We start from the raw sequence: 23,450 nt of genomic DNA, 5'->3' as shown, positions 1-23,450 counted from the left end.
TACAGACAAAATAAAAACGGTACGATAAATTTGTTATTATTTTGAACGTGTAAAATTAATGAATAGATTTGAGAAGTAAAAAAGATTGAGGTGAAAGATTGAGGATTAGAAAGAAAGATGGAAAAGAAAAAAGAACTATAATAAATTGAAAGCATTGAAAACAATAAAGTTAGGAAATCAGGAATTGGATTTTACTGTTCCGGCAGTGATGGGGATACTGAATGTAACTCCAGACTCTTTTTATGATGGTGGAAGATACCTGAGTGAGGTAAAAATTGTCGAACGCATTCATCAGATTATGGATGAAGGGGCGGACATGATCGATGTCGGGGCTTATTCTACCCGTTCCGGAGCCGATTATGTAGACGATCGGGAAGAAATCAGACGTTTGTTGCAGGCGGTGGAACTGATTCGGAAACATTATCCGGAGGCGATCGTTTCGATCGATACTTTCCGGGCAAAAGTAGCCGAAGAAATCGTCGCTGCTCAGGGACCTGTTATCGTGAACGATATTTCGGGAGGAACGATGGATGAGGGGATGTTTGATTATGTGGCCCGGACCGGTGTGCCTTACATCATGATGCATATCCAGGGGACTCCACAGACGATGCAGAAAAATCCTCATTATGAAAGTATCGTAAAAGAAGTAAGGAAATTTCTGACAGATCGGATCGCTTGCCTGAATGCCGAAGGTTTTGATAATATTATTCTGGATCCCGGCTTCGGTTTCGGTAAGACTTTGGCACACAACTATGAGCTGATGAATGGGTTGGAGCATTTTCAGGACCTCGGTTATCCCCTGTTGGTCGGAATTTCCAGAAAATCGATGATTTACAAATTGCTGGGTAATTCACCGGCAGAAGCATTGAACGGTACCGCTGTGTTGAATACGGTCTCTTTACTGAAAGGAGCGAATATTTTAAGGGTGCACGATGTCAGAGAAGCTTGTGAAGCGGTAAAGATCTTCAAGGCATTGTCCGGAGAAATGTAATGCCCCATTTTTGGTAACTGGCTTTCCTTGCAGAAACCGATCGGAAGACCGGCGGAGTTAAAGTTCGGGTTCAGGACCGAAGTGTGTGACTTCGCCGGTCAGCCTTTGGGGCTTTTAATCGGTTTTCAGGGTTCCCAGAAGAGGAGCGATGATTTGCCAAAGGACGATCCCGACAGTCACCGAGATATTGAAAGAGTGTTTCGTCCCGAATTGGGGAATCTCTATACAACCGTCGGACAGATCGATTACCTCTTGTTGCACTCCCTTGACCTCATTCCCGAAGATCAGCGCATATTTCTGACCGGGTGACAGAGAAAAGTTTTCCAGCGAAGTGGTATTTTCGGCTTGTTCGATGGCAAAAATCCGATAACCTTCCTTTTTCAACCGATCGACCGCTTCTGTGGTATCTTTGACATATTCCCAATCGACCGCATCTTCGGCTCCCAGGGCAGTTTTATGCACTTCCCTGTTTTCCGGAGTGGAGGTGATACCGCAGAGAAAGATTTTTTCGATGCGGAAAGCATCGGAGGTTCGGAAGACCGAACCTACATTATTCTGACTGCGGACATGATCCAATAGGATGACCACCGGGAGCTTGGGAGCTTTTTTGAAGGCTTCGGTACTGATCCGGTTCAATTCTTCGTTTTGTAATTTTCGAAAGTTCGTCATGGCGTCTCTTATTGTGTGTTGGCAATTTCTCCGATGAGTGTGGCGGAAGTACAATCCTTGATTTTAACCTGAATCAAAGAACCGATCGGAATATTTTTAGCCGGAAAAACGATTACTTTATTCTGACTACTCCGTCCGAACATCTCGTCGGAGCTCTTTTTAGATACGCCTTCTACCAATACTTCGAAAGTTTTACCGATATCGCGGCGGTTACTTTCCAGCGACCATCCGGTTTGCAGGTCGATCAGTTCCTGCAGACGCCTGCCTTTCGTGGTTTCGTCGATGTTATCCGGGAGGCTTTTGGAAGCTTGGGTACCGGGGCGTTCCGAATATTTGAACATATATGCCAGATCGAACCCCACTTCCCGCATCAATTCCAGTGTTTGCCGGTAATCTTCTTCGCTTTCGTTATGGAAGCCCACAAATACATCTGTCGAGATGCCGCAATCGGGGACGATGCGGCGAATGGCAGCGATCCGGTCGAGATACCATTCCCGTGTATATTTGCGGTTCATATCTTTCAGGACAGAATTACTTCCCGATTGTACCGGCAGGTGAATGGCTTTGCAGATATTGGGCCAACGGGCGATCGTTTCCAGGGTTTTATCGCTCATGTCTTTGGGATGTGAGGTGGCGAAACGAATCCGCATATCCGGGACCGTACGGGCTACTAATTCCAGAAGAGCCGGAAAGTCGACCCTCGTTTGTTCGTCTTTATAAAGATAGGAATTGACGTTTTGTCCCAATAAAGTGACTTCTTTGTATCCCCGGCGTTGCAAATCGATCACCTCGCCGACGATACTGTGCGGACTCCGGCTGCGTTCCCGTCCACGGGTATACGGGACAATACAGTACGTACAAAAATTGTTACATCCCCGCATGATAGATACGAAGCCCGAAATCGCCGTCTCGTCTATGCGCGAGGGGCAAATGTCTTTATAAGTCTCGGTGGTAGAAAGTTCGATATTGATGGCTTTTTTGCCTTGTGCTGCCTGTTCGATCAATAGAGGCAGGTCCATATAAGCATCGGGACCGACGACGATATTGACATTTTTCTCTTCTTCGAAGAGTTTCGCCCCCAGGCGTTCGGCCATACAACCCATCACGCCTACCAGGAGGTGAGGGTTGCGTTTCCGGATTTCCGAGAATCCCTGTACCCGGCCTCTTACCCTTTGTTCGGCATTTTCCCGTACAGAACAAGTATTCACCAGAATGACATCCGCTTCGTTCTTATCGGTTGTATGTTCGAAGCCGGCGGCGGTCAGAATGGCTGCTACAACTTCGCTATCAGCCACATTCATCTGGCAACCATAGGTTTCTATATAAAATTTTTTTACCATAATTTTTGTTGTTTCTTTCTCTCCGAATAGATCGTCCTATTGTTTTTAATCTACCGCAAAAGTAATATTTTCAAATGGAAGAGCTGTCTGATTCATAAATTTTATGGTTGAATGACTAGCGCGGGAGAATAATTCGTTTAAATTTGTGGGATGGATAGAAAACGTATATATTATATGGTTAGTTTTCATCGTTTGATTCATTATCAACTCAATGGTCAACTGCACCATATGGATACGTTTGCCGTGCGTGGTTAACGATACAAAGATACGAATTTATCTTATTTATGTCTTTATAGACTGCATACTTCCCACAAAACATACAGTCTATGGAAGACGTGTTTGTGATTTTCGGTCACTGTTCGTGTTATTAAAAATCATTTTTTTCTTTTGATCGGGAGTCTGGGAAATAATTTCCTGAAACGCACCAGATAAATGGTAATATTTCCTCCTGCAATAATCAGAGTGACTGCGAGAATAATCATCAACATACCGCAACTCAACCGTAGTGTCAGGGATTCTCCGAAAACGACTACTCCGAAGAAGACAGCGGTCAAAGGCTCTAAAGCCCCCAAGATAGCTGTAGGGGTGGAACCGATATATTGTATGGCCTGGGTAGTACAAAGAAATGAAATCGCCGTTGGAAAAATAGCTAAAGCGATCAGGTTACCCCACAAATACCAGGTTTCAGCCACACGAAGACTTTGGCCGAAATCGACCCGGACCAAAAATAAGACTAATCCAAAGAGTAAAACATAGAAAGTCAACGAAAGCGTCGCTAAATTCTTCAGGGTCGACTGGTTCACTCCTACAATATAAATAGCATAGGATAGGGCAGAAATCATCACCAAAATAATTCCTGTCAGATTAAGTGTGCTACCGTCACCGCTTTTATATAGCAGGCCGATACCTCCCAAGGCCAGTAAGATACATAATACTGTCGGTAAGGTTAATTTTTCTTTAAATGCGATCCACATGATCAATGCAACCAGGATAGGATAGACAAACAACAAAGTGGAGGCAATACCGACATCCATATAATTGTAACTCTGAAACAATGCCAGCGAGGAAAGGGCTACCAGTAATCCCATTATGATCAAGGGCAACACTTCTTTACGTTTCAGCTTAAAACTTCTCCCCCTTGCCACGATCATCATCCCCAACACGGGTATGGCAAAAAGATAACGGAAAAAAAGAACCGAATCCGGATTCATACCTGCTTTATACAACGGCAAGGCAAATAACGGATTCATCCCGTAAGTGGCCGCAGCAACGGCACCTAAAATATATCCCTTGGCTTTTACGTTCATAAAATTGAATTTTGACGCCAAAAATAATTCATTTTTAGTTATCTGATCAGTACAACAGCCAAAATTTATTGAGGAAATTAGAGTTACAGGAGTTATAAAGGTCCGGAGTAAACCTTCATAATTTCTTTTTCCGACGAGCAACGAATCAAAACAATTAACGACCGGGAAGCAGAGGGTAGGCGACCCTTTTCGAATGCATGGAGAAATCCATGATAGTCGACAGCTAAAAAACGTCCGTTTTTAGTATTAAAAGGAAGCAATTAATCTCCCTGGTAATAATTATTCGGTATTGCAAAACCTTCGAAAGGAATATTGTCCCTGTTTAGCTTCCAGGCGGTATCGAAAATACCGAGGGTTACAGATGTTGATTCTAACCGCTGTAACCCTTGTTGCTTAAAAGCGCTTTGATCTTGTTTTTAGAATCTGATTCCCAACGTGATTCGGGCTTCATTACTTAGGTATTTGTTTTTTACAGGTTCGGCTTGAATGTCGTAGTAGGAATAAAATACGGTTTCATTCTCCGAGAACTTATGAATAAATGCTGCATCACAATAGAACATACCGAAATTGAGGCCGGCTCCTGCAGTAAAAGCCTGAATGCGGTTATAATTTTTATGAGTTTCGTTGTGGTAGGGGGAATCCCAGAATGCATAACCGGCCCGCAGGCTGAACAGACTGTTGAAACGATATTCGGCACCAACCCTGAAATTATGGGTAGCACGAAGATAATCTTCGATGTCCTGGTTGGTGGTTTGTTCCATAGAACCGTTATAATCGTCTTCAATCTCGCTGATATTGGCATTCTGGTAATTGACATATTCGTAATCGACACTGACGATAGCCTTTTGGTTGAGTACCGTGGCCATGCTTAACATAGCCCGCCAGGGGGTACGCATATTAAAGTCTATCGAATAGTCCGGACTGTAAAAATCGAACTCGTAGCCCTCTCTGCCATTTGACGGATCTTGTGACGTATAGAAAGACGAGTATATCGAAGTGGCCATGCTGTAATTCATATTGTACCAGGTCGGGGTATGGATGGCAGCTCCTAACCGGATTTCCGGGATAGGACGATAAATTACACCGAATTTCAGATTGGTACCCACTCCATTCATTTTCTTATATTCATAATAAGTATAATAATCTAATCCACTGGGTGAATTTTCGGAGGGAGCTTCCGTATACCCGGAATGCATTTTATACCAGATGGACTGAATACCGATGGTCAATCCCAGGTACAATTTGTCTTTATAATTGGTACCGAAAGAAAAAGCATATTCTCCCTGGTTACCGTCTTCTTTCATGCGTTTGGTCTGGGCCACAATTTCTCCATTATGGAAGATAGAGTGATAGTAGCCGAAATTAGGATCTTCTTCATCCTTGTTCCGGTTGATCAGGTAACATTGATAAGCCAGATAGTTGCGGAAAGAATTCAATTCATCGGAGGGATAATTTCCGCTGCTTGCGGCTAATACGTCCAGCAAAGAGGTGGAGGAGTTCCAGATCACCTGATCGGTTTTTCGGTTGAAATTATTCAAATTGGTATAATTGATACCGAAATTGATGCCTTTCCAGTCGAAGTTGGGAGAATAAAAAGCGAATACAGCTCCCAGATCTCCCAATTGGAAAGAATTATCTTTAGGACTATAGTCGGTAGCCTTGGTGTTGGCAAAATTTAAACTGGGCGTAATGGAGATTTCCGATTTCCTGAAAACGCCGATACCGGCCGGGTTGGAACTTAGGGTTGACAGATCACCCCCCAAAGCTCCGAAGGCACCCGCCATACCTGCCGAACGGGCTGTTCCCCAGTTCTGTATCCTTGAAAATTGTACGGCATCCTCGAAAGTCTGGGCTTGTGAAGCAAATGTGAATCCCAGAAGAACGGATAATATGATTACTTTTTTCATGATGTACTGGTTTAAGTTTATCTTCTAGTTGGACGATTTACTGTGCCCCGGGAGGAACCACCCGAACTCCGGGAAGGGCTGTAACTACTGCCTGAACTCCGGGAAGGCGAATAGCTGCTACCCGAACTCCGGGAGGCCGATGAAGATCTCCGGGGAACATAATTCGAAGAACTGTTGTTATTATAAGTCGGTCTGTAACTATTTTGAGGACGATTATAAGTTTTTACATTACCTGAACCGCTACCGGACGGACGGGTATACCGGTTGTTCGTAGTGGTTGAAGGCCGGGTTGTGGTAGATGGCCGGTTAGTCGTCGTTGATGGCCGCGTTGTCGTTGTCGGGCGATTCGTCGTTGTCGACGGCCGGGTGGTTGTCGACGGCCGGGTTACCGGACGTGTTCCCCCTTGTGAGGGACTGGACGTATTGGTTCCCCGGCGTATATTCGAGCCTGTATTCGGCCGGGTGATCGTTCCTGGACGGGTAGTTGTCGTATTCGGACGTGTCGTACCTGTCGGCCGGTTGATACCGGAAGTATTGGGGCGTGTTGTGCCCGGACGGTTAATCGTTCCGGTTGAACTGCCCGGACGGGTGGTTGTTCCTGTTCCTGGCCGTAAAGAGTTGCTGGTGCCCGGGCGTAACGCACTTCCTGTACCCGGACGGGTGCTGTTCGGGCGGTTCAACCCATTGTTGCTGTTGGGCCGATTTCCGTTTGGGCGTATGCCGCTTACTCCGCCTCCGAATCCAGGCCGTTGTCCTGCCCAATGAGGCCGGTTGGGCCTGTTGGGATAATGACCGCTTCCACCGCCCCAGTGCGGATAATCCCAACCGGGATGTCCCCAATGTGGGTGATGCCAGTGTGGATAACCCCATCCCGGATAGTAACCACCGTACCAGGGGCGATACCAGGGATCGTACCAACCTCCGTACCAAGGATCGTACCAACCTGAATTCCATCCGAATCCGATGCTCCAGCCCGGACCGCCCCAGCCCAGATTCAGACTCCAGTTGAAACGGTTGTTGAAAGTAGCGTCGAAAGCCCAACTGTCGAAGCGGGGATTGTTCCATACGATGGTCCAGATATATTTCGGATAAGTACCGAAAAGCAGGGAAGAATATAAATTGATATTCGTATTGGACGGAAACCACCAGTAACGTCCGTTATCTGTATAGACATTCCAATCCGAATCGAACGAAAGGTTGAGGGCTATTTCCTGCCCATTGCTGAAATTGGCGAATCCTTCGGGATACATGTTGATGATCCGTTGTATTTCTGCCAAATCGCTGGCCGGGCCCCGGTAGCCTCCGATCCAGTATCCGGTATTTTCGTACAAGGTCATATCGATCTCTTCATTGTTGGCAAGCTTCTCTTCTGCTTCCCGGGTCAAGCTTTGGATATTCACTTGCTCCAATTGCCCGCTACGGGCATTGATCTTCGTGTTGTTACTACTCGAGAAGGTGGCAGGAGGTGTACTGCTACCTGCTGAACGGGAGATTTCCCCGGCTAAGACAGTCGGATCGACCGGTTGTTCGGTCCCGATATCATGTCCGGTAAGATTTTCTACTTCCCGGATAGCCAGCGCTTTTTTCCCGGGGACGTAATAGATATCGTCCTCCATGATAGAGCTGAAATTCCGGGTAGTGGAACAGGATACTATTATAAAAGCAAGACCTGCTATGTATAAAGAAAATTTCATGTTGTTTTATTTATTCGTTTTATTATTAATATCAAAAAGTATACCAAGAAAAAATTTGCTATTGTTTTTATAATTCTTTTTTAACCTGTTGCCGATCATGGAATAAAAATAATCAAATTCGGTCACATCTACTATTTTTTTCTTTAAATTTGCTCCCGTTTTATCAAATAATAAGAAGATGGGCAAGTTTTTAACATCAAGAAGCGAAGATTACTCACAATGGTATAATGAATTAGTGGTAAAAGCCGGTTTGGCCGAACAATCCGTAGTGAGAGGATGTATGGTGATCAAGCCTTACGGATATGCGATCTGGGAGAAGATCCAGCGTCAGTTGGACGATATGTTTAAACAAACAGGGCATGTCAATGCTTATTTCCCGTTGTTGATTCCCAAATCTTTTTTCTCTAAGGAAGCCGATCATGTCGAGGGGTTTGCAAAAGAATGTGCTGTTGTGACGCATTATCGCTTGAAAAATGACCCGAACGGAGGAGGAGTTGTTGTCGATCCGGCAGCAAAATTGGAAGAAGAGTATATCATTCGTCCGACTTCGGAGACCATCATCTGGAATACTTATAAAAACTGGATACAATCCTATCGGGATCTGCCGATTTTGTGTAATCAGTGGGCTAATGTGATGCGTTGGGAAATGCGTACCCGGATGTTTTTGCGTACGGCTGAATTTTTGTGGCAGGAAGGACATACAGCCCATGCTACGAAAGAAGAGGCGTTGGAAGAGGCCAATAAGATGGTGAGGGTGTATGCCGATTTTGCACAAAATTGGATGGCTGTTCCCGTCATTATGGGCTCGAAGAGTGAGAGCGAGCGGTTTGCAGGTGCCCTGGAAACCTTTACGATCGAAGCTCTGATGCAGGATGGAAAAGCTTTACAAGCCGGAACTTCGCACTTCCTCGGACAGAATTTTGCCAAAGCTTTCGATGTACAGTTCACCAATGCTGAGGGAAAACTCGAATACGTGTGGGCAACTTCGTGGGGGGTATCGACCCGTTTGATGGGTGCCCTGATCATGGCTCATTCGGATGATAACGGTTTGGTATTGCCTCCGAAATTAGCACCTTTGCAGGTGGTTATCGTGCCGATCTATAAAGGGGCCGAAGGATTGAAAAAAATCAGCGATAAAGTACAGGGGCTGATCGAAAAACTGAGAGCTAAAGGAATCTCCGTAAAATATGACGATCGCGATACCCAGAAACCGGGTTGGAAATTTGCCGATTACGAATTGAAAGGTGTGCCTGTGCGTTTAGCGATGGGAGAACGGGATTTGGAAAACGGTACCATCGAAGTGGCTCGCCGCGATACTTTGACGAAAGAAACTTTGCCTTTGGAGGGTATTGTCGGACATATAGAAAAATTGTTAGAGGATATCCAGGAAAATATTTATAAGAAAGCATTGGATTTCCGTAATAGTATGATCACTAAAGTGGATTCGTACGATGAATTTAAAAATCTGCTGGAAAGTAAAGGCGGATTTTTCCTTTGTCATTGGGATGGTACTGCAGAAACTGAAGAAAAGATAAAAGCCGATACCAAAGCGACGATCCGTTGTATTCCTTTCGATAGCCCTGAAGAAGAAGGAAAAGATATGGTGACCGGTAAACCGTCTCATCGGAGAGTGTTGATTGCGAAAGCCTATTAATGTAATATGTAAAAAGCTAAAAGCTGGCAGGTAAGTTTGCTGTTTTTAGCTTATAGCTTTTTACTTTTAGCTTTTTTGCTTTTTATGATGAATGTTACTGACCGTTTTTTGAAGTATGTAGGTTATGGTACTCAGTCAGACCCGAATACGGGATTGAATCCCAGTACACCGGGACAGATGGAGTTTGCCCATGTATTGAAGGAAGAGATGGAAGCTATAGGTATCCAGGAGGTGGAACTGGATGAATTCGGCTATGTGATGGGAGTTATACCTTCTACTGTGGAACGGGAAACACCGGCTATCGGGTTTATCGCCCATATGGATACCAGCCCCGAAATGAGTGGCAGGCATGTGAACCCCCGGATTATCGAGAATTATGCGGGCAATGATATTGTGCTGAACAAAGAGAAGGGAATCGTACTTTCGACGGAGGAATTTCCGGAATTGATGAATTATGTGGGGCAAACATTGATCACTACAGATGGGAATACCTTGTTGGGTGCTGACGATAAAGCCGGAATCGCCGAGATTTTGACCGCAGCCGAATATCTGATCGGACACCCCGAAGTTAAACACGGTAAAATATGCATCTGTTTCACTCCCGATGAGGAAATAGGGGAAGGGCCCGATCATTTTAATGTAAAAAAATTCGGGGCTAAGTTTGCCTATACGATGGATGGAGGAGAGATCGGAGAATTGGAATTTGAGAATTTTAATGCCGCTAATGCCCGGATCGTTTTCAAAGGACGGAATATTCATCCCGGGTATGCGAAGAATAAAATGGTCAATTCGATTGCTGTAGCCAATGAGTTTATGGCTAGTCTGCCTAAAAAAGAAGTGCCTGAAAATACTTCCGGTTACGAAGGTTTTTTCCATGTGTATTCGATAAAGGGAGATGTGGAAACTACCGAGATCGAAATCCTGATCCGTGATTTTGACCGGGAACGTTTTGAATGGCGCAAAAATACGATCGAGAACGGGGTGCGTGAATTTTCCAAACGTTTTGGGTTGAAAATCGAGTTGGAATTGAAGGAGCAGTATAGCAATATGCGTGAAAAGATCGAACCGGTTCACTACATTATCGATATTGCAAAGCAAGCCATGCAGGAGTTGAATATCAAGCCGTTGATCGTGCCGATCCGGGGAGGTACGGATGGGGCACGGTTGTCGTTTATGGGGTTACCTACTCCGAATCTTTTTACGGGAGGACATAATTTTCACGGGCGCTATGAATATATACCCGTTTATGCAATGGAAAAAGCCGTACAGCTGATTATACGGATTGCCGAATTGTGTACGAAAATCTAGTTTGACTTTTTAAATCGTTTCATAAGGCAGAAATTCAGAAAACCGACTTTCTTTTCCGGCTTCGGATTGTTTTCTGGTTAGAGATGAAATTATATCTCGTCATCACGTTGTGATTGTCATTGATATTCCGGTCCGATCGGGTGATGAGCCGGTAAGAATCGGTATTGCTGCCGAAACCGGTTCAGGAACCGGTTTCGGTTGGGAAATATTGTGATAAATTAAAATAAATTCACTACTTTTGAGGAAGTGTTTTTAAATAGCGTGGTTATGAAAAAGTACATTTCTGAAATGATCTTTACTTTCATCTTTGTACTGGTTGTTTTGGGTGTAACCGATGACAAGAAGGGAACACCGGTGATGTGTGGTTTGGCGATCGGACTGACGTTAGTGTTGGTACATATCGTTTGTATCCCTATCACAGGAACTTCTGTAAATCCTGCCCGTAGCATCGGACCGGCTCTTTTCGAAGGGGGGAAGGCATTGACACAGTTATGGTTGTTTATTGTCGCTCCTTTTGCCGGTGCTGCTTTATCGGCTGTCGTGTGGAAGAGTATCGGCAGCGAAAAATAACGATTCGAATTCTTTCGTTCTTGTCGGGAACAGGACTGCCTCTGTTTGGATAGTCCTATAAATTCTCCCGACCAGAACGAATGAAGTTTCGGTGAACTGAAAAGCGGATAAAGTATAACAATGGGCGGGGAAAGCATCGTCCAATCGACGAAAGTCCCCGGGGGAGCGGGAATCTGACGTATTTCCCTCTTTTACGATGCTTTCAGGCTTTATGTTATCGGAGTAACCGATAGGGCTGTTAATTCAGCATCCGGTATTCGTTGGGAGTGACTCCTACCACTTTCTTAAATAGGCGGCTGAAATGTTGCGGATATTGGAAACCGAGCTCATAAGCGATTTCGCTGATGGTTTTGCCGGTGTCGAATACTTTTTCTTTTGCGATATCGATCAGTTTGGTCTGGATATGTTCGGAAGCGGTTTTCCCGGTCTCTTTTTTGATCAGATCGCCGAAATAATTGGCGGACAGATGCATTTGATCTGCACAGTATTTTACTGTCGGCAGGCCCGAACTCTCCGGTTTTTCGGAATAGAAATAGTCGTTCAGCAAATTTTCGAACCGGGTGAGAATGTCTTTGTTGACATTTTCGCGGGTGATGAATTGACGGTCGTAGAAACGGACACAATAGTTGAGGAATAATTCGATATTGGATACGATCAACCGCTGGCTGTGTTTGTCGATGGTGTGATGCAGTTCTTCTTCGATATTACGGAAACAGTCGATGATGATATGACGCTCTTGCTCGGAAAGATGAAGGGCTTCGTTCACCTGATACGAAAAAAAGGTATAGTCTTTGATCGTACGGCCTAGAGTGGTTCCCCGTAAAAGATCCGGGTGAAAGACCAGGGCCATCCCCTGCGGTTGATAGACTTTACCGTCGTCTTCGACACCGATGACCTGTCCGGGAGCGAGAAAAACAAGTGTTCCTTCCTGATAATCGTAATAGTTACAACCGTACCGAAGGTTTCCGCATTTTATTTCTTTCAGAAATACCGTGTAAAAGCCGAAAGAATGGAGACCGTGCCGTAGACGGCATGATTTGGCCAGATCGATGACATTAACCAGCGGATGTAAAGTCTCTTGTCCTAGAAGTTCATTATACTGATGAATCGTGTCGAATTTTTGAATGGTATTCATGGCTGTTGTATTTTATTCGATACAAATTTAAATATTTTTTTATTGCCTGATTCATAGGATGTACCGGATCGGTAAAAATGGTAGGATAATCCGTAATTGGTGTACTCCCGACCTGTTTGTCTCCCGTATTTTTGTCATGTCGGAAAAACTTTATAATTTGGAAGATGAAAAAATATGAAGACTATAAAATTGAAGAACGGTATTGAAATGCCGGTTTTGGGTTTCGGAGTCTGTCAGGTGGCTTATTTCATTGCAACCAGGGCGGAGACGGAGCCGGAAAAGATCGAACGTACTTTCGGTTGTTTACGGGGTACGGCTTGTCTGGAAAATTCCTGCGGGAAAAGGGTGATCGCTGTCACCGGACTATGGCAAAAGGGAGAAATGAACGGTTTGCTTGATATGAAGCAGACCAATGAAATGGGTAAAGCGGTTTAAGGCCGGGAAAATAAGTCGGAGAAATATGGGTAAAAAAAGATTTCGTATGATGTGGGTGATTTTGAGTGTTATCGTTTTGTCGGCTCTAGTTGGAGTCGTATTTGTGAATATGCCGCAATTCGGTCGTTTACCCCGGGGAGAACGTTTGGCTAGAATCGAACGCTCGGCCCATTACCGGGATGGAGAATTTCGTAACTTACACGAAACGGTATTGATGACTTCCGGCAAAGGATTTTTTCAAAATTTGACGGGCTTTTTATTCAGGAAACAAGCAGGACTAAGGCCGGATAGTACTCTGCCTGTTATCAAAACCGATTTACAGACCTTGAACCTCTCAGAAGATCTGTTGGTTTGGTTCGGCCATTCTTCCTATCTGATCCAGATGGAGGGGAAACGTTTACTTGTCGATCCGGTATTTTGTACGGCTGCACCTGTTTCGTTCGTAAACAAACCTTTCAAAGGAACGGAGGTGTACCGGCCGGAAGATATGCCCGATATCGACTACCTGATCATTACCCACGATCATTGGGATCATTTGGATTACCGGACAGTGACGGCTTTAAAAGATCGTGTGCAGAAAGTGGTATGTCCGTTGGGGGTAGGTGAACATTTCGAGTATTGGGGGTTTTCTCCGGAGCGGATTGTGGAATTGGATTGGGAGGAACAGGCCCTGTTGGATGACGGCTTCCGGATACATTGTTTGCCGGCTCGTCATTTTTCGGGACGCGGATTGGCCCGCAACCGTTCGTTATGGGCCTCATTTCTTGTGACCGGCTCCCGACGTAAAGTTTTTATCGGCGGGGATGGTGGATACGACACGCATTTCGCTGAAATCGGTATGCGTTTCCCGGATATCGACTGGGCTATTCTGGAAAACGGTCAGTACAACGAAGGGTGGAAATATATCCACCTGATGCCCGGATATATGGCAGCGGTAGCCAGGGAATTGAAAGCGGCAAAAATTCTGACGGTTCATCATTCTAAATATGCTTTGGCTGCTCATCCCTGGGACGAACCGTTGAAGAATGCACGGAGGATGCGGGATAGAGATTCGCTACCTGTAGTTATTCCGCAAATAGGCGAAGTTGTAAATATGACGGGACATTAACCGGATGCTGTATGGATATGCTTATCAATCATCATCTGAGGTCAGCTTTTCCCGTTCTTTTTTGCTTAGGCTTCGGACTACGATTTCGTAGGATTTGCCGACCAGTTCTTTTATCATGATATCGGGGACATCCTGGTTAAAGTAAATACTGATCCAATATTTCTTGTTCATATGCCAGCCCGGTTTTATTCCAATATATCCGGCTTGTAATTCTCCGGATTCTTCGGGTTGGCATTTGAGGCAACAAAAATCGAAAACTTCGATATTGACGAAGCAAAACCATTTATCCGCTACGTAGAAACACAGGACGTCACGGCTGTATTTATCGGCAACTCCTGAAAATGGCATCTTTTCGTATACTCCTTTGAATGACAAGCAATATGCTCTGAACTCTTCAATATTCATTTCTGTTACGATGGATGAGACCGGACAAAAATACGGTATATTTATTTAGATTCAAGCTTAAATTCTCCTGTTTTTATGGATAGATATCCGGAAATGTGTCGTAGGCCGGGTATTGAAATTATCTCTCTTTCTTTTCAGGGTTTGGCTGCAACGTATGGTTATCCGGTCGGCTGGAATAGCAGAATGTAAAATGTGGTCGGTTGGATGATTTTGTAGAAAGGGGTAGACTTGTAAATAAATAAAATTTTTTCAATCCTGACTACCCCGTTTTTCGTTTGAGATTGTTATAAGAATGAAAACACAATAAATTTCAGCAGATTTTTCAAAATTTAATGAATATAATTAATCCGGAATGAGGAGCTTAAATCTGTAAATAGAAAGACTTTGAAAGTGGCAGAAAGCTATTTGACGATTTTTGATTTAGGATAGATTAAAAAATGTTTTTATGCGATTGGATATGAATATTTTTCAGATAGCGGCTAAGTATGCAGCCAACTTAATGGGGATTGCTACGCCGGAAGAACGGGAGGCGTTGGAAAACTGGAAGCAGGAAAGCGTGTGGCATACCAATCTGGCGGAGAGATTGGATCAGGAAGAAGATTTTAAAGAAAACCAGCAGTTGTTGGAACGTTTTTCTGTTACAGAGGCCTGGAAAAAAATGGAGAAGAATCTGGATAAGGCTATGGGAAGACGTGCCGGGGGGAGGAGGTGGTGGAAATATGCTGCTGTCATTTTAGTGATGTTGGGAGGTGGATTCTGGTATTTTCAGATGAAAACAGCTGTGCCCGTAAAGCCGCCCCTTATTGTGCAGCAGAGTATTCCTTCCGGAAAGCGAAGTGCAAAATTAACCTTAGGAAATGGAAAGGTGGTAAAGCTTGTTCCGGACGGTCGGTTTACTTTGGCAGAGATGGATGGTACTGTGATTCAAAAGGATTCTACGGGGATTGATTACAGGCAGATCGGAGTAGGTGAAGATACGCTTGTTTATAATCAGATGGAAACTTTGACCGGGATGGAGTATACGTTGACTTTATCTGATGGTACGCGGGTTTATTTGAATGCTGAGAGCCGGCTAAAATATCCGGTAGTATTCCGTGGCACAGAGCGGGTGGTAGAATTGAGTGGAGAGGCTTATTTTAAAGTGTCTAAAGATGCACTTCGTCCTTTTGTAGTAAAGATGAATGGGGTGAATGTACGGGTGTTGGGGACTTCGTTTAATGTTCGTTCATATGCAGATGAAGGGCAGGTGGTAACAACTTTGGTGGAAGGAAAAGTGAAGGTGAACGATCAGGATATTGTGGCAGGAGAGCAGGCCGTGTATTCGAAAAATGACGGTAAAACGACCGTACGGCAGGTTGAAGTAGAACAATATGTGGCCTGGCAGGAAGGAACGTTTGTATTCCGGAATGAACGATTGGAAAATGTTATGAAAACATTGGGGCGTTGGTATGGGGTGGAATTTCATTTTATAGACGAAAGAGCTAAAGAAATCCGGATCGGTGCAAGGTTTGGAAGGTATGATGATATGCAACCGATTGTTGATATGATAAAGAAGACAAATTTAGTAGAGGTGTTGCAGACAAACCGTTGTTTGTATATATCGGAGAAAAAATGAAATTAAAGATGATGATACTGAATACGAATAGGGTGGATGGCAAGGGGATATGAGGATAGAGAAATGAAAATATAGCGTTTGGGGTATACGGGTTTGAAATAAAAATGTTCCCGGTGGTCTGCGAAACTGGCCGGGAACATGCTTAAATAATCAAAGTGTGTTAAACTTTAATTCAACAAATTTATGAAAAAAAATCCTGGAATGGTTTTTCCCGCCCGGGGAAAACTCTCTAAAATTTTATTTGTGGTGAGACTGAAGTTTTTTTTGATTTTGTTTAGCTGTTTTCAGCTGAATGCAGCAGTACATTCTCAAAATAATGTAAGAATCAGTTTGGATTTGGAAAATGTGTCTTTGGAACAGGTGATCTGGGAGATTCAAAAGAAGACGGATTTTGTGTTTATGTACGGAACCCGTGACATTGAAGGAGTGAAGCAATTGACGGTACAGGAAACGGATAAGGAGGTGAATGAGATTTTGAAAACGTGCCTGAAAAATACTGGTCTTTGGTTTGAGATTTCCGGAAATGCCGTAGTGATAAAAAAAGAAGTGACAGCAACCGAAGGTCGTAAGATCACCGGAAAAGTGGTGGATGAAAAAGGGAATCCACTACCGGGAGTGACGGTCATTATCAAGGGAACTTCTTTAGGGACGGTGACTAGCGTAGAGGGAGAGTTTACAATCACTTTACCTGTGGCTGATGGACAAGCCTTGTTGTTTTCTTTTGTGGGGATGGAGACGATGGAGGTGAAGATTACGGATAAGAATGATTATAAGATTGTCTTAAAGGAGGATGTAAAGGCACTTGACGATGTGGTGGTGACCGGATATTTTAATAAGAACAAAGATAGTTTTACAGGGGCACAGGTAACCGTGAAAGGGGACGAGCTAAGGAAGGTGACTACCGGGAATGTGCTTCAGGCACTTTCTGTATTTGATCCTTCTATCCGCTTTGAGGACAATATAGACATCGGATCGAATCCTAACCGGATTGCTGATTTTACGATTCGGGGAAATTCTGGAATCGGGCTGACTGAATTTGAAAAGGAAGCAGTGAGCCGGGATAATCTGAAAAATAATCCGAATCTGCCTACGTTTATCATGGATGGTTTTGAAGTAGATGCAGAGAAAATTTTTGACCTCGATATTGAACGGATCGAATCGTTGACTATTCTGAAAGATGCTTCGGCAACGGCTATTTATGGTTCTCGGGCAGCGAATGGAGTGATTGTTATCAAAACGAAAGCTCCCTCGGAAGGACAGTTGCGGGTGAACTATAATTTTACTGCTTCTATCGCTATACCGGATTTAAATGGATACGACTTATTGGATGCCCGTGAAAAGTTGGATTTTGAAAAGAGCATAGGCATGTATAAAGATAATAATGCTGATGCGCAGATCAATAAAGATAAAGATTATAATTATAAACTGAGTCTTGTTGAGAGTGGAGTGAATACCTATTGGTTGTCTCAGCCTTTGAAGGTAGAGTTTAATCAAAAGCATAGCATATTCATTGAAGGTGGGGATAAAGCGGTTAGATATGGTATTGATTTTAAGTATGATAAAGACAATGGGGTGATGAAAGGATCGGCTCGTGACCGCGGAGCTTTAGGTTTTTCACTTTCTTATAATCTAAAAGATAAACTTTTAGTAAGGAATTATCTGACTGTCAATAAAGTAAAATCTAAAGAATCCCCTTATGGTGACTTTTCCCAATATGCCTTGCTGAATCCCTATTATCCTTTTCAGGATGAGCACGGTAATCTGATCCGTAAGATGACGCAATACATAAATACCAATAAACAAATTTGGAACCCTGTGTATGAAGCAACGGTAGGAAATCGGGATGAAAGCGAGTATCTGGACGTGACCAATAATTTCAGTCTGGAATGGAGTATCGTACAAGGATTACGTTTGCGGGCCAATTTCTCTTACGGTGAAAAGAAAGAACAAGTGGAGACTTTTATTTCACCGGAATCATTGCAGTATGAAAGTTATGAGTTGTCGTCCGGTGAAGGATTGTTGAATAAAGGAGAAGGGTACCACGGGACGAGTAATACGTATAGTATGGATTTTAACTCGGTATTGACTTATTATTTGGGAGTGGGTAAACACTTTATCAATACGGCATTAGGTGTCAATCTGACAGAAAGTGGTAGTCGTAGTGTGAACTTCGACGTGAGAGGTTACCCTTCCAAGATGATGGATTATATCTCTTTGGCGAAGGAGTTTACCAATACCCATCCCGGAGGAAGTGAGGGAAAAACCCGATTGGCAGGTTTTTTTGCCAATGTCAATTATTCTTATGCGAATCGCTATTTATTGGATTTATCGGCTCGTTTGGATGGTTCGTCCATGTATGGTTCGGAATCTAAATTTTCTCCTTTCTGGGCAGTTGGTTTGGGTTGGAATATACACCATGAAAAATTTATGGAAAATACCGGTATTTCCAGACTGAAGATCCGTGGGTCTATTGGAACGACAGGAAAGGCTTCTTTTCAACCCTATCAATCTCAGACGATGTTCGAATATATACAGGACGGCTGGTATGCGACAGGAATCGGGGCAACCCTGATGGCTTTAGGGAATCCGAATCTGAAATGGGAAACGACGACTGCTTACGACTTGGGATTGGATTTCGGCATGTGGGAAGATCGGTTGACGGTGACTTTCGGGTATTATCTGAAAAAGACCAAAAACCTTTTGAGCAGTGTTACTTTGCCTACTTCTCTGGGATTTATTGATTATAAAGAAAACCTGGGACAGATGGAAAATGAAGGAGTGGAATTGGCTTTACGGAGTTTTGTCTATAAATCGAACGATTGGAATGTCAGTCTGTTTGTGAATATGGCTCATAATAAGAATCGTATCGTATCCATTTCGAATGCTTTGAGTTCCTATAACGATAAAGCCGATCAGGAACAGGCTAACAATGACGACTATAAAACCAAGCCGATGGTCCGGTATAAAGAGGGAAGATCTTCAACCGCTATTTATGCGATGAAATCGTTGGGTATCGACCCCGCTACCGGAAAAGAGTTATTCCAGCGTCAGGATGGTACTAATACGTACGTTTGGGATCCGAAAGAGAGTGTGGTGTGCGGTGATACAGAACCGAAAGTGACCGGAGCATTCGGAACGAATATAACCTGGAAGCAACTCAATCTAAACATGAATTTCAGTTATCGTCTGGGAGGACAGGTGTACAACCAGACCTTGATCAACCGGGTAGAGAATGCTGATCCGAGAGATAATGTAGACCGTCGGGTATTGGAGCAACGCTGGCAGAAACCAGGCGACCATACATTTTATAAAGACATCAACGATAAGTCGACGACTCCGGCTGGTTCCCGTTTTATACAGGATGAAAATGTATTACAGTTGGGATCTTTGTCATTGTCTTATGATTTGAAGAAAGAATGGCTGAAACCTATCGGTTTTGATATGGTTCGTTTGACAGCAATGATGAATGATGTGTTTCGTTTGTCGACAGTGAAGCGGGAGAGAGGGATTTCTTATCCATTTGCCCGTAGCATGAGTTTAGGTGTAATGGTTCAATTTTAATGCAATAGAATATGAGTTACAAAAAAATTAAAAATATGACAGCTGCAATCCTGTTGGGATGTGCTGTCCTCTCACAGTCCTGTACGTCGTGGTTGGATATTACTCCGGAGGCACAGGTGAACGACAAGAAAATATTTTCTACTCCTCAGGGATTTAAGGATGTATTGAACGGGATTTATATTACCGCTTCGGGTGAAAAATTGTATGCCAATAATTTATTGTTCGGATTTACGGATGTTTTGGCTCAGTATTACGCTATTCCGGACGAGACACATGAGTTTGCCCAGTTGGCCAAGTACCAATACAAGGATGTGAATATTTCGCCTAAAATTGATGAGATGTGGCTGGAATTGTATTTCTGTATTGCCAATTGTAATATTTTATTGGAAAGATTGGAGGAAGTCGGTCCGGATTTTTTTGAGGATGAGCGTACTTATTATATTTTACATGGAGAAGCCAGGGCTTTAAGGGCTTTTTTCCATTTTGATCTGTTGCGTTTGTTTGCATCTTCGTATAAAGCAGATCCGGGATATACAGCTATTCCGTATATTACAAAATATTCGAATAAAGTGTCGCCTCAAAAGACGGTCAGTGAAGTGATCGATAGTGTGATTGTAGATCTGAAAGCTGCCGTTACCGATCTGGAAGGCCGGGATCCTATTTTTGATCCGTTGTATCAGGCAACTACTGGCTCGGATATGTATATGTGGACCCAGCCGATGCCTGACCGGAATGAATTTTTGTCTTATCGTGGATTCCGTCTGAATTATTATGCTGTGAATGCTTTGCTAGCACGGGTATATGCTTATAAACTGGACAAAAAACAGGCTTACGATTATGCTAAAATTGTGTTGGAATCGGGAGTATTCAAATTTATCGATTATTGGAAGATTACTAGCGATATTCAATATCGGAACCGGATTTTACGGCCTGAGATCGTCTTTGGATTCAATGTACCCCGGATGACTAAAGTGTTTGAACCTTATTCGCCCAGCTATAGTAGCAGCAAAAAGTGGTTGACGATAAAGAATAGTGAACAGATGTTTGAAGGAAGTGCCAATGATTACCGTTTGAACTATCTGATGGAGCATGAAATATTGGCTGCTTTCGATCGGCCCAGTTGTATCAAATTTGTGAAGCCTGAGAATGCTGATGAGATGACGGAAGAGGAGATGGGGAGGATAGCTCCGATGATTCGGATTAGTGAGATGTATTATTATGTTTGTGAATATCTGATGGATAGCGATCTGAATGGAGCTAAAACAGAATTACAGAAATTACGGAATGCCCGGAATGCCAAGGAGGCCTTGATTGCAAATTCACCCGCAGAGCTGGAAGATGTGATTGTTAACGATGCCCGCCGGGAGTTTATGTGCGAAGGGCAGCTGTTTTATTTCTACAAACGGTTGGGACGGAAAGTAGTAGATGAGTCCGGAAATTATACCATGACGGAGAAAGATTTCGTATTACCGTTGCCGGACGTGGAATTGGAATTCGGTAACAGATTGTCTGAACTTTATAAATAGAAAGGTATGAAAGCAAAGATATTGGCATTGATCATAGGGTTGGGAATGGGATTGGTGTTCTGTTCCTGTGAAAAAGACCTCGAAAAGTATTCGGGTACGGACTATATACGTTTTGTATCGGTGTTTGAAAAGGACAGTGTGGATTATAATTTCGGATTGGCTGGAAAGACAACGACAGATCGTATTGGCATAGAAGTGAAAGTGACAGGCGAAGTGTTGGATTATGACCGCGAATATAAGGTAAAGGTAAATCCGGCAAGTACGGTTCAGGAAGGGGTGCATTTCAATATTCCGGCGCAAAACTGTAAGTTGCGGGCCAATCGGGTTACGGATACACTTTGGGTTGAAGTGATGAATACAGAAGAATTGAAAGCGGAAAAATTGTATCTGCAGTTGGATTTGGTGGAGAGTGCCCATTTTAAATTGTGTTTCCCGGAGAGTAATAGTTGTAAAATATATCTGACTGATCGGATCGTTCGGCCCGGATGGTGGGATGAGTGGCATGAAACCGAAGGATTGGGTAGTTATTCTGAAACGAAATATCGTTTGTTTATCCGGATTAGCGGTACTTTTGATTTGGAAAATATTGCTTATCCGGAAAAGAGGGCCGCTATCCTGAAGTTTAAATATTATCTGGAAGAAGAAGCCGCTCAGGGACGGGTAATCATGGATGAGAATAATCAACCTATGCAGGTGAAGATGGTGGGATAGTAATAAAGGGGTACCAATTAAATTTAGATCGAGTTATGAATAAGATATATATATTGTTACTGGCATTACTGGTAATGGCCGGTTGCTATAAGGATAAAGGAAATTATGATTATAAAACAATGTATGCAATTGAAATTGATGGGATCGATGAAAATAAAAAATATGAACTCTGGTTTGGAGAACCTTTTACGATGCCGGAACCGATTATTCGTTTTACCGATAGTACACAGGCACATGATGATCTGTCCTATCAATGGAAGCTGGATACGTTTGTGGTTTCTACTGAAAAATGTCTGAATGTTACTTTTGGGATAGAACCCCAAGGGTGGAATGATATTTTCGGTGCTTTTATCGTTAAAGACGAACGTACGGGAATCTCATATAGTCAGCGTTTTCGGGTGACTTTGCTAAGTAATTTTACGAATGGTTGGATGTGGATGACTGAAAATCAAGGAAAAGCGGAGTTGAACATGTTGGCGAGCAGTAAAAAGTTTTTTCAGAATGTTTATACGGCAGTTAATAACAGGGAATTGGGGCCTAAAGCTTATGGAGTGGTAGAACATTTTGATGCCGGTTTGAATGCAAACGGTGTATTGATGATGGCCGGAGGGCCGGGATCGGACGGACCGGTAGAATTAGACTGGAGTAACCTTCGGAAAGAGGTGTGGACCGGAGAGGAATTTGTCGGCGGAAGCTTGCCGGAAGATTTGCAAGAAATTAAGGCAGCTTGTTTTATAAAGAATTATTCCTGTTTGGTTTCCGGGTCCGGGAAATTGTATGTCCGTTATTCTCCCGGAGGGTATTTGTACCAGGACCGGTATCCGGATTTTCCTTTCTACGGGGATTATAAGCTCTCTTCTGTGGTGGGGTATAGTTTCCCTCCTGATTATAATGTCGCTTTATTTTATGAAGAAAATGAAGGAAGATATTTGTTTTTGGATAACGGAGAGTTACGGGGATTAGATCAGGTGGAGGATGCGGGACAAAAATTCAGCCTGGTTGATCCTGATAAAGAGTTGATCTATCTGGCTCCGGCTTCTCAGCAGCAGGGGAAGAGTTTGTTTTATGCCGTTTTGCGGGATAAGTCGGATGGAAAATATTATACTCAGCGTTTTCAATTCGGGATCGTGGGAGGACAACCGACATTGACAACAATTGCACAGGATGTATTTCCGGCAGTTGTGAATGAAAAGACCCGTTTTGCAGTGGGATATACAACGAAGGAGGCTTATTATTCTCAGGGAGCACAAATTTTCCGGTATAATTTTGAATTGAACGATACTCCGGTAGCTGTAGCCGATTTTAAAACAGGAACAATAACAGCTTTTACCCTTGATTCTTATGGAGAACAGTTCGGTGTGTGTGTACAAAATGGAAATACTCATGACTTCTATTGGACGAGTACGGATGGACAGGAGTTCGAGCATGTGAAACAAATTCCCGGAGAAGTCAAAGGTTTGATATATAAATCGGGTGGTTCTTGGAAGTATGAATAATATCTAATGGAATAAAAT

18 protein-coding genes are annotated in these 23,450 nt (G+C 43.4%); 11 read left to right on the top strand and 7 right to left on the bottom strand.

Features of this window, described 5'->3' with window-relative positions:
• Nucleotides 1-208: 208 nt before the first annotated feature.
• Entirely contained in the window at nt 209-991 is a 783-nt protein-coding gene (gene folP, locus ODOSP_RS05560; protein WP_083813776.1) for a dihydropteroate synthase, read from the top strand.
• A 114-nt stretch (nt 992-1,105) separates the two neighbouring features.
• On the opposite strand, the gene ODOSP_RS05555 is transcribed toward folP, so the two are convergent.
• The 5 genes from ODOSP_RS05555 to ODOSP_RS05535 all read right to left on the bottom strand — a co-directional run bounded on the left by ODOSP_RS05555 (nt 1,106) and on the right by ODOSP_RS05535 (nt 7,908).
• On the bottom strand, nt 1,106-1,660 hold the full coding sequence (locus ODOSP_RS05555; RefSeq protein WP_013611403.1) for an RNA methyltransferase: 555 nt from the start codon (nt 1,658-1,660) through the stop codon (nt 1,106-1,108).
• An 8-nt stretch (nt 1,661-1,668) separates the two neighbouring features.
• Nucleotides 1,669-3,000: a tRNA (N6-isopentenyl adenosine(37)-C2)-methylthiotransferase MiaB gene (gene miaB / locus ODOSP_RS05550; protein WP_013611402.1), complete on the bottom strand. Its 1,332-nt coding sequence runs from the start codon at nt 2,998-3,000 to the stop codon at nt 1,669-1,671.
• Nucleotides 3,001-3,374: 374 nt separating this feature from the next.
• Nucleotides 3,375-4,307 (bottom strand): DMT family transporter, encoded by a 933-nt coding sequence (locus ODOSP_RS05545; protein WP_013611401.1) that lies wholly within the window; start codon nt 4,305-4,307, stop codon nt 3,375-3,377.
• A gap of 416 nt (nt 4,308-4,723) precedes the next feature.
• A complete protein-coding gene (locus ODOSP_RS05540; protein WP_013611400.1) occupies nt 4,724-6,214 on the bottom strand; it encodes an OmpP1/FadL family transporter in 1,491 nt (496 codons plus the stop codon).
• Between the two features lie 17 nt (nt 6,215-6,231).
• Nucleotides 6,232-7,908 (bottom strand): hypothetical protein, encoded by a 1,677-nt coding sequence (locus ODOSP_RS05535; protein WP_013611399.1) that lies wholly within the window; start codon nt 7,906-7,908, stop codon nt 6,232-6,234.
• Between the two features lie 178 nt (nt 7,909-8,086).
• Here ODOSP_RS05535 and proS point away from each other — a divergent pair, with 178 nt between their 5' ends.
• From proS to ODOSP_RS05515, 3 genes are all read left to right on the top strand, one after another.
• The gene (gene proS / locus ODOSP_RS05525; RefSeq protein ID WP_013611398.1) at nt 8,087-9,562 is read left to right on the top strand and encodes a proline--tRNA ligase; all 1,476 of its coding nucleotides are present in this window, start codon (nt 8,087-8,089) and stop codon (nt 9,560-9,562) included.
• 87 nt (nt 9,563-9,649) lie between these two features.
• Nucleotides 9,650-10,870, top strand: coding sequence for a peptidase T (gene pepT, locus ODOSP_RS05520; RefSeq protein WP_197699714.1), 1,221 nt, complete (start codon nt 9,650-9,652; stop codon nt 10,868-10,870).
• 267 nt (nt 10,871-11,137) lie between these two features.
• On the top strand, nt 11,138-11,440 hold the full coding sequence (locus ODOSP_RS05515; protein WP_013611396.1) for an aquaporin: 303 nt from the start codon (nt 11,138-11,140) through the stop codon (nt 11,438-11,440).
• 238 nt (nt 11,441-11,678) lie between these two features.
• Here the strand turns inward: ODOSP_RS05515 and ODOSP_RS05510 are convergent, their stop codons facing one another.
• Complete coding sequence (locus tag ODOSP_RS05510; RefSeq protein WP_013611395.1) at nt 11,679-12,575, bottom strand: helix-turn-helix domain-containing protein; 897 nt, start codon at nt 12,573-12,575, stop codon at nt 11,679-11,681.
• A 174-nt stretch (nt 12,576-12,749) separates the two neighbouring features.
• Between ODOSP_RS05510 and ODOSP_RS05505 the strand changes: the two genes are divergently transcribed.
• Together ODOSP_RS05505 and ODOSP_RS05500 are read left to right on the top strand one after the other, a co-directional pair.
• Nucleotides 12,750-13,010, top strand: coding sequence for a hypothetical protein (locus ODOSP_RS05505; RefSeq protein ID WP_049782824.1), 261 nt, complete (start codon nt 12,750-12,752; stop codon nt 13,008-13,010).
• 25 nt (nt 13,011-13,035) lie between these two features.
• Nucleotides 13,036-14,118 (top strand): MBL fold metallo-hydrolase, encoded by a 1,083-nt coding sequence (locus ODOSP_RS05500; protein ID WP_013611394.1) that lies wholly within the window; start codon nt 13,036-13,038, stop codon nt 14,116-14,118.
• A 24-nt stretch (nt 14,119-14,142) separates the two neighbouring features.
• On the opposite strand, the gene ODOSP_RS05495 is transcribed toward ODOSP_RS05500, so the two are convergent.
• Nucleotides 14,143-14,523: an MmcQ/YjbR family DNA-binding protein gene (locus tag ODOSP_RS05495; protein ID WP_013611393.1), complete on the bottom strand. Its 381-nt coding sequence runs from the start codon at nt 14,521-14,523 to the stop codon at nt 14,143-14,145.
• Between the two features lie 445 nt (nt 14,524-14,968).
• Here ODOSP_RS05495 and ODOSP_RS05490 point away from each other — a divergent pair, with 445 nt between their 5' ends.
• From ODOSP_RS05490 to ODOSP_RS05470, 5 genes are all read left to right on the top strand, one after another.
• On the top strand, nt 14,969-16,138 hold the full coding sequence (locus ODOSP_RS05490) for a FecR family protein (protein WP_013611392.1): 1,170 nt from the start codon (nt 14,969-14,971) through the stop codon (nt 16,136-16,138).
• 183 nt (nt 16,139-16,321) lie between these two features.
• Nucleotides 16,322-19,699 (top strand): SusC/RagA family TonB-linked outer membrane protein, encoded by a 3,378-nt coding sequence (locus tag ODOSP_RS05485; RefSeq protein ID WP_013611391.1) that lies wholly within the window; start codon nt 16,322-16,324, stop codon nt 19,697-19,699.
• A 35-nt stretch (nt 19,700-19,734) separates the two neighbouring features.
• The gene (locus ODOSP_RS05480) at nt 19,735-21,225 is read left to right on the top strand and encodes a RagB/SusD family nutrient uptake outer membrane protein (protein ID WP_167535985.1); all 1,491 of its coding nucleotides are present in this window, start codon (nt 19,735-19,737) and stop codon (nt 21,223-21,225) included.
• A 6-nt stretch (nt 21,226-21,231) separates the two neighbouring features.
• Nucleotides 21,232-21,936 (top strand): DUF4843 domain-containing protein, encoded by a 705-nt coding sequence (locus ODOSP_RS05475; RefSeq protein ID WP_013611389.1) that lies wholly within the window; start codon nt 21,232-21,234, stop codon nt 21,934-21,936.
• A gap of 35 nt (nt 21,937-21,971) precedes the next feature.
• Nucleotides 21,972-23,432 (top strand): PKD-like family lipoprotein, encoded by a 1,461-nt coding sequence (locus ODOSP_RS05470; RefSeq protein ID WP_013611388.1) that lies wholly within the window; start codon nt 21,972-21,974, stop codon nt 23,430-23,432.
• Nucleotides 23,433-23,450: the final 18 nt, after the last annotated feature.

The sequence above is a fragment of the Odoribacter splanchnicus DSM 20712 genome, assembly GCF_000190535.1.
GTDB lineage: Bacteria > Bacteroidota > Bacteroidia > Bacteroidales > Marinifilaceae > Odoribacter > Odoribacter splanchnicus.
The sequence above is the reverse complement of the archived record's forward strand: the minus strand, read 5'-3'. Positions and strand labels throughout refer to the sequence as shown.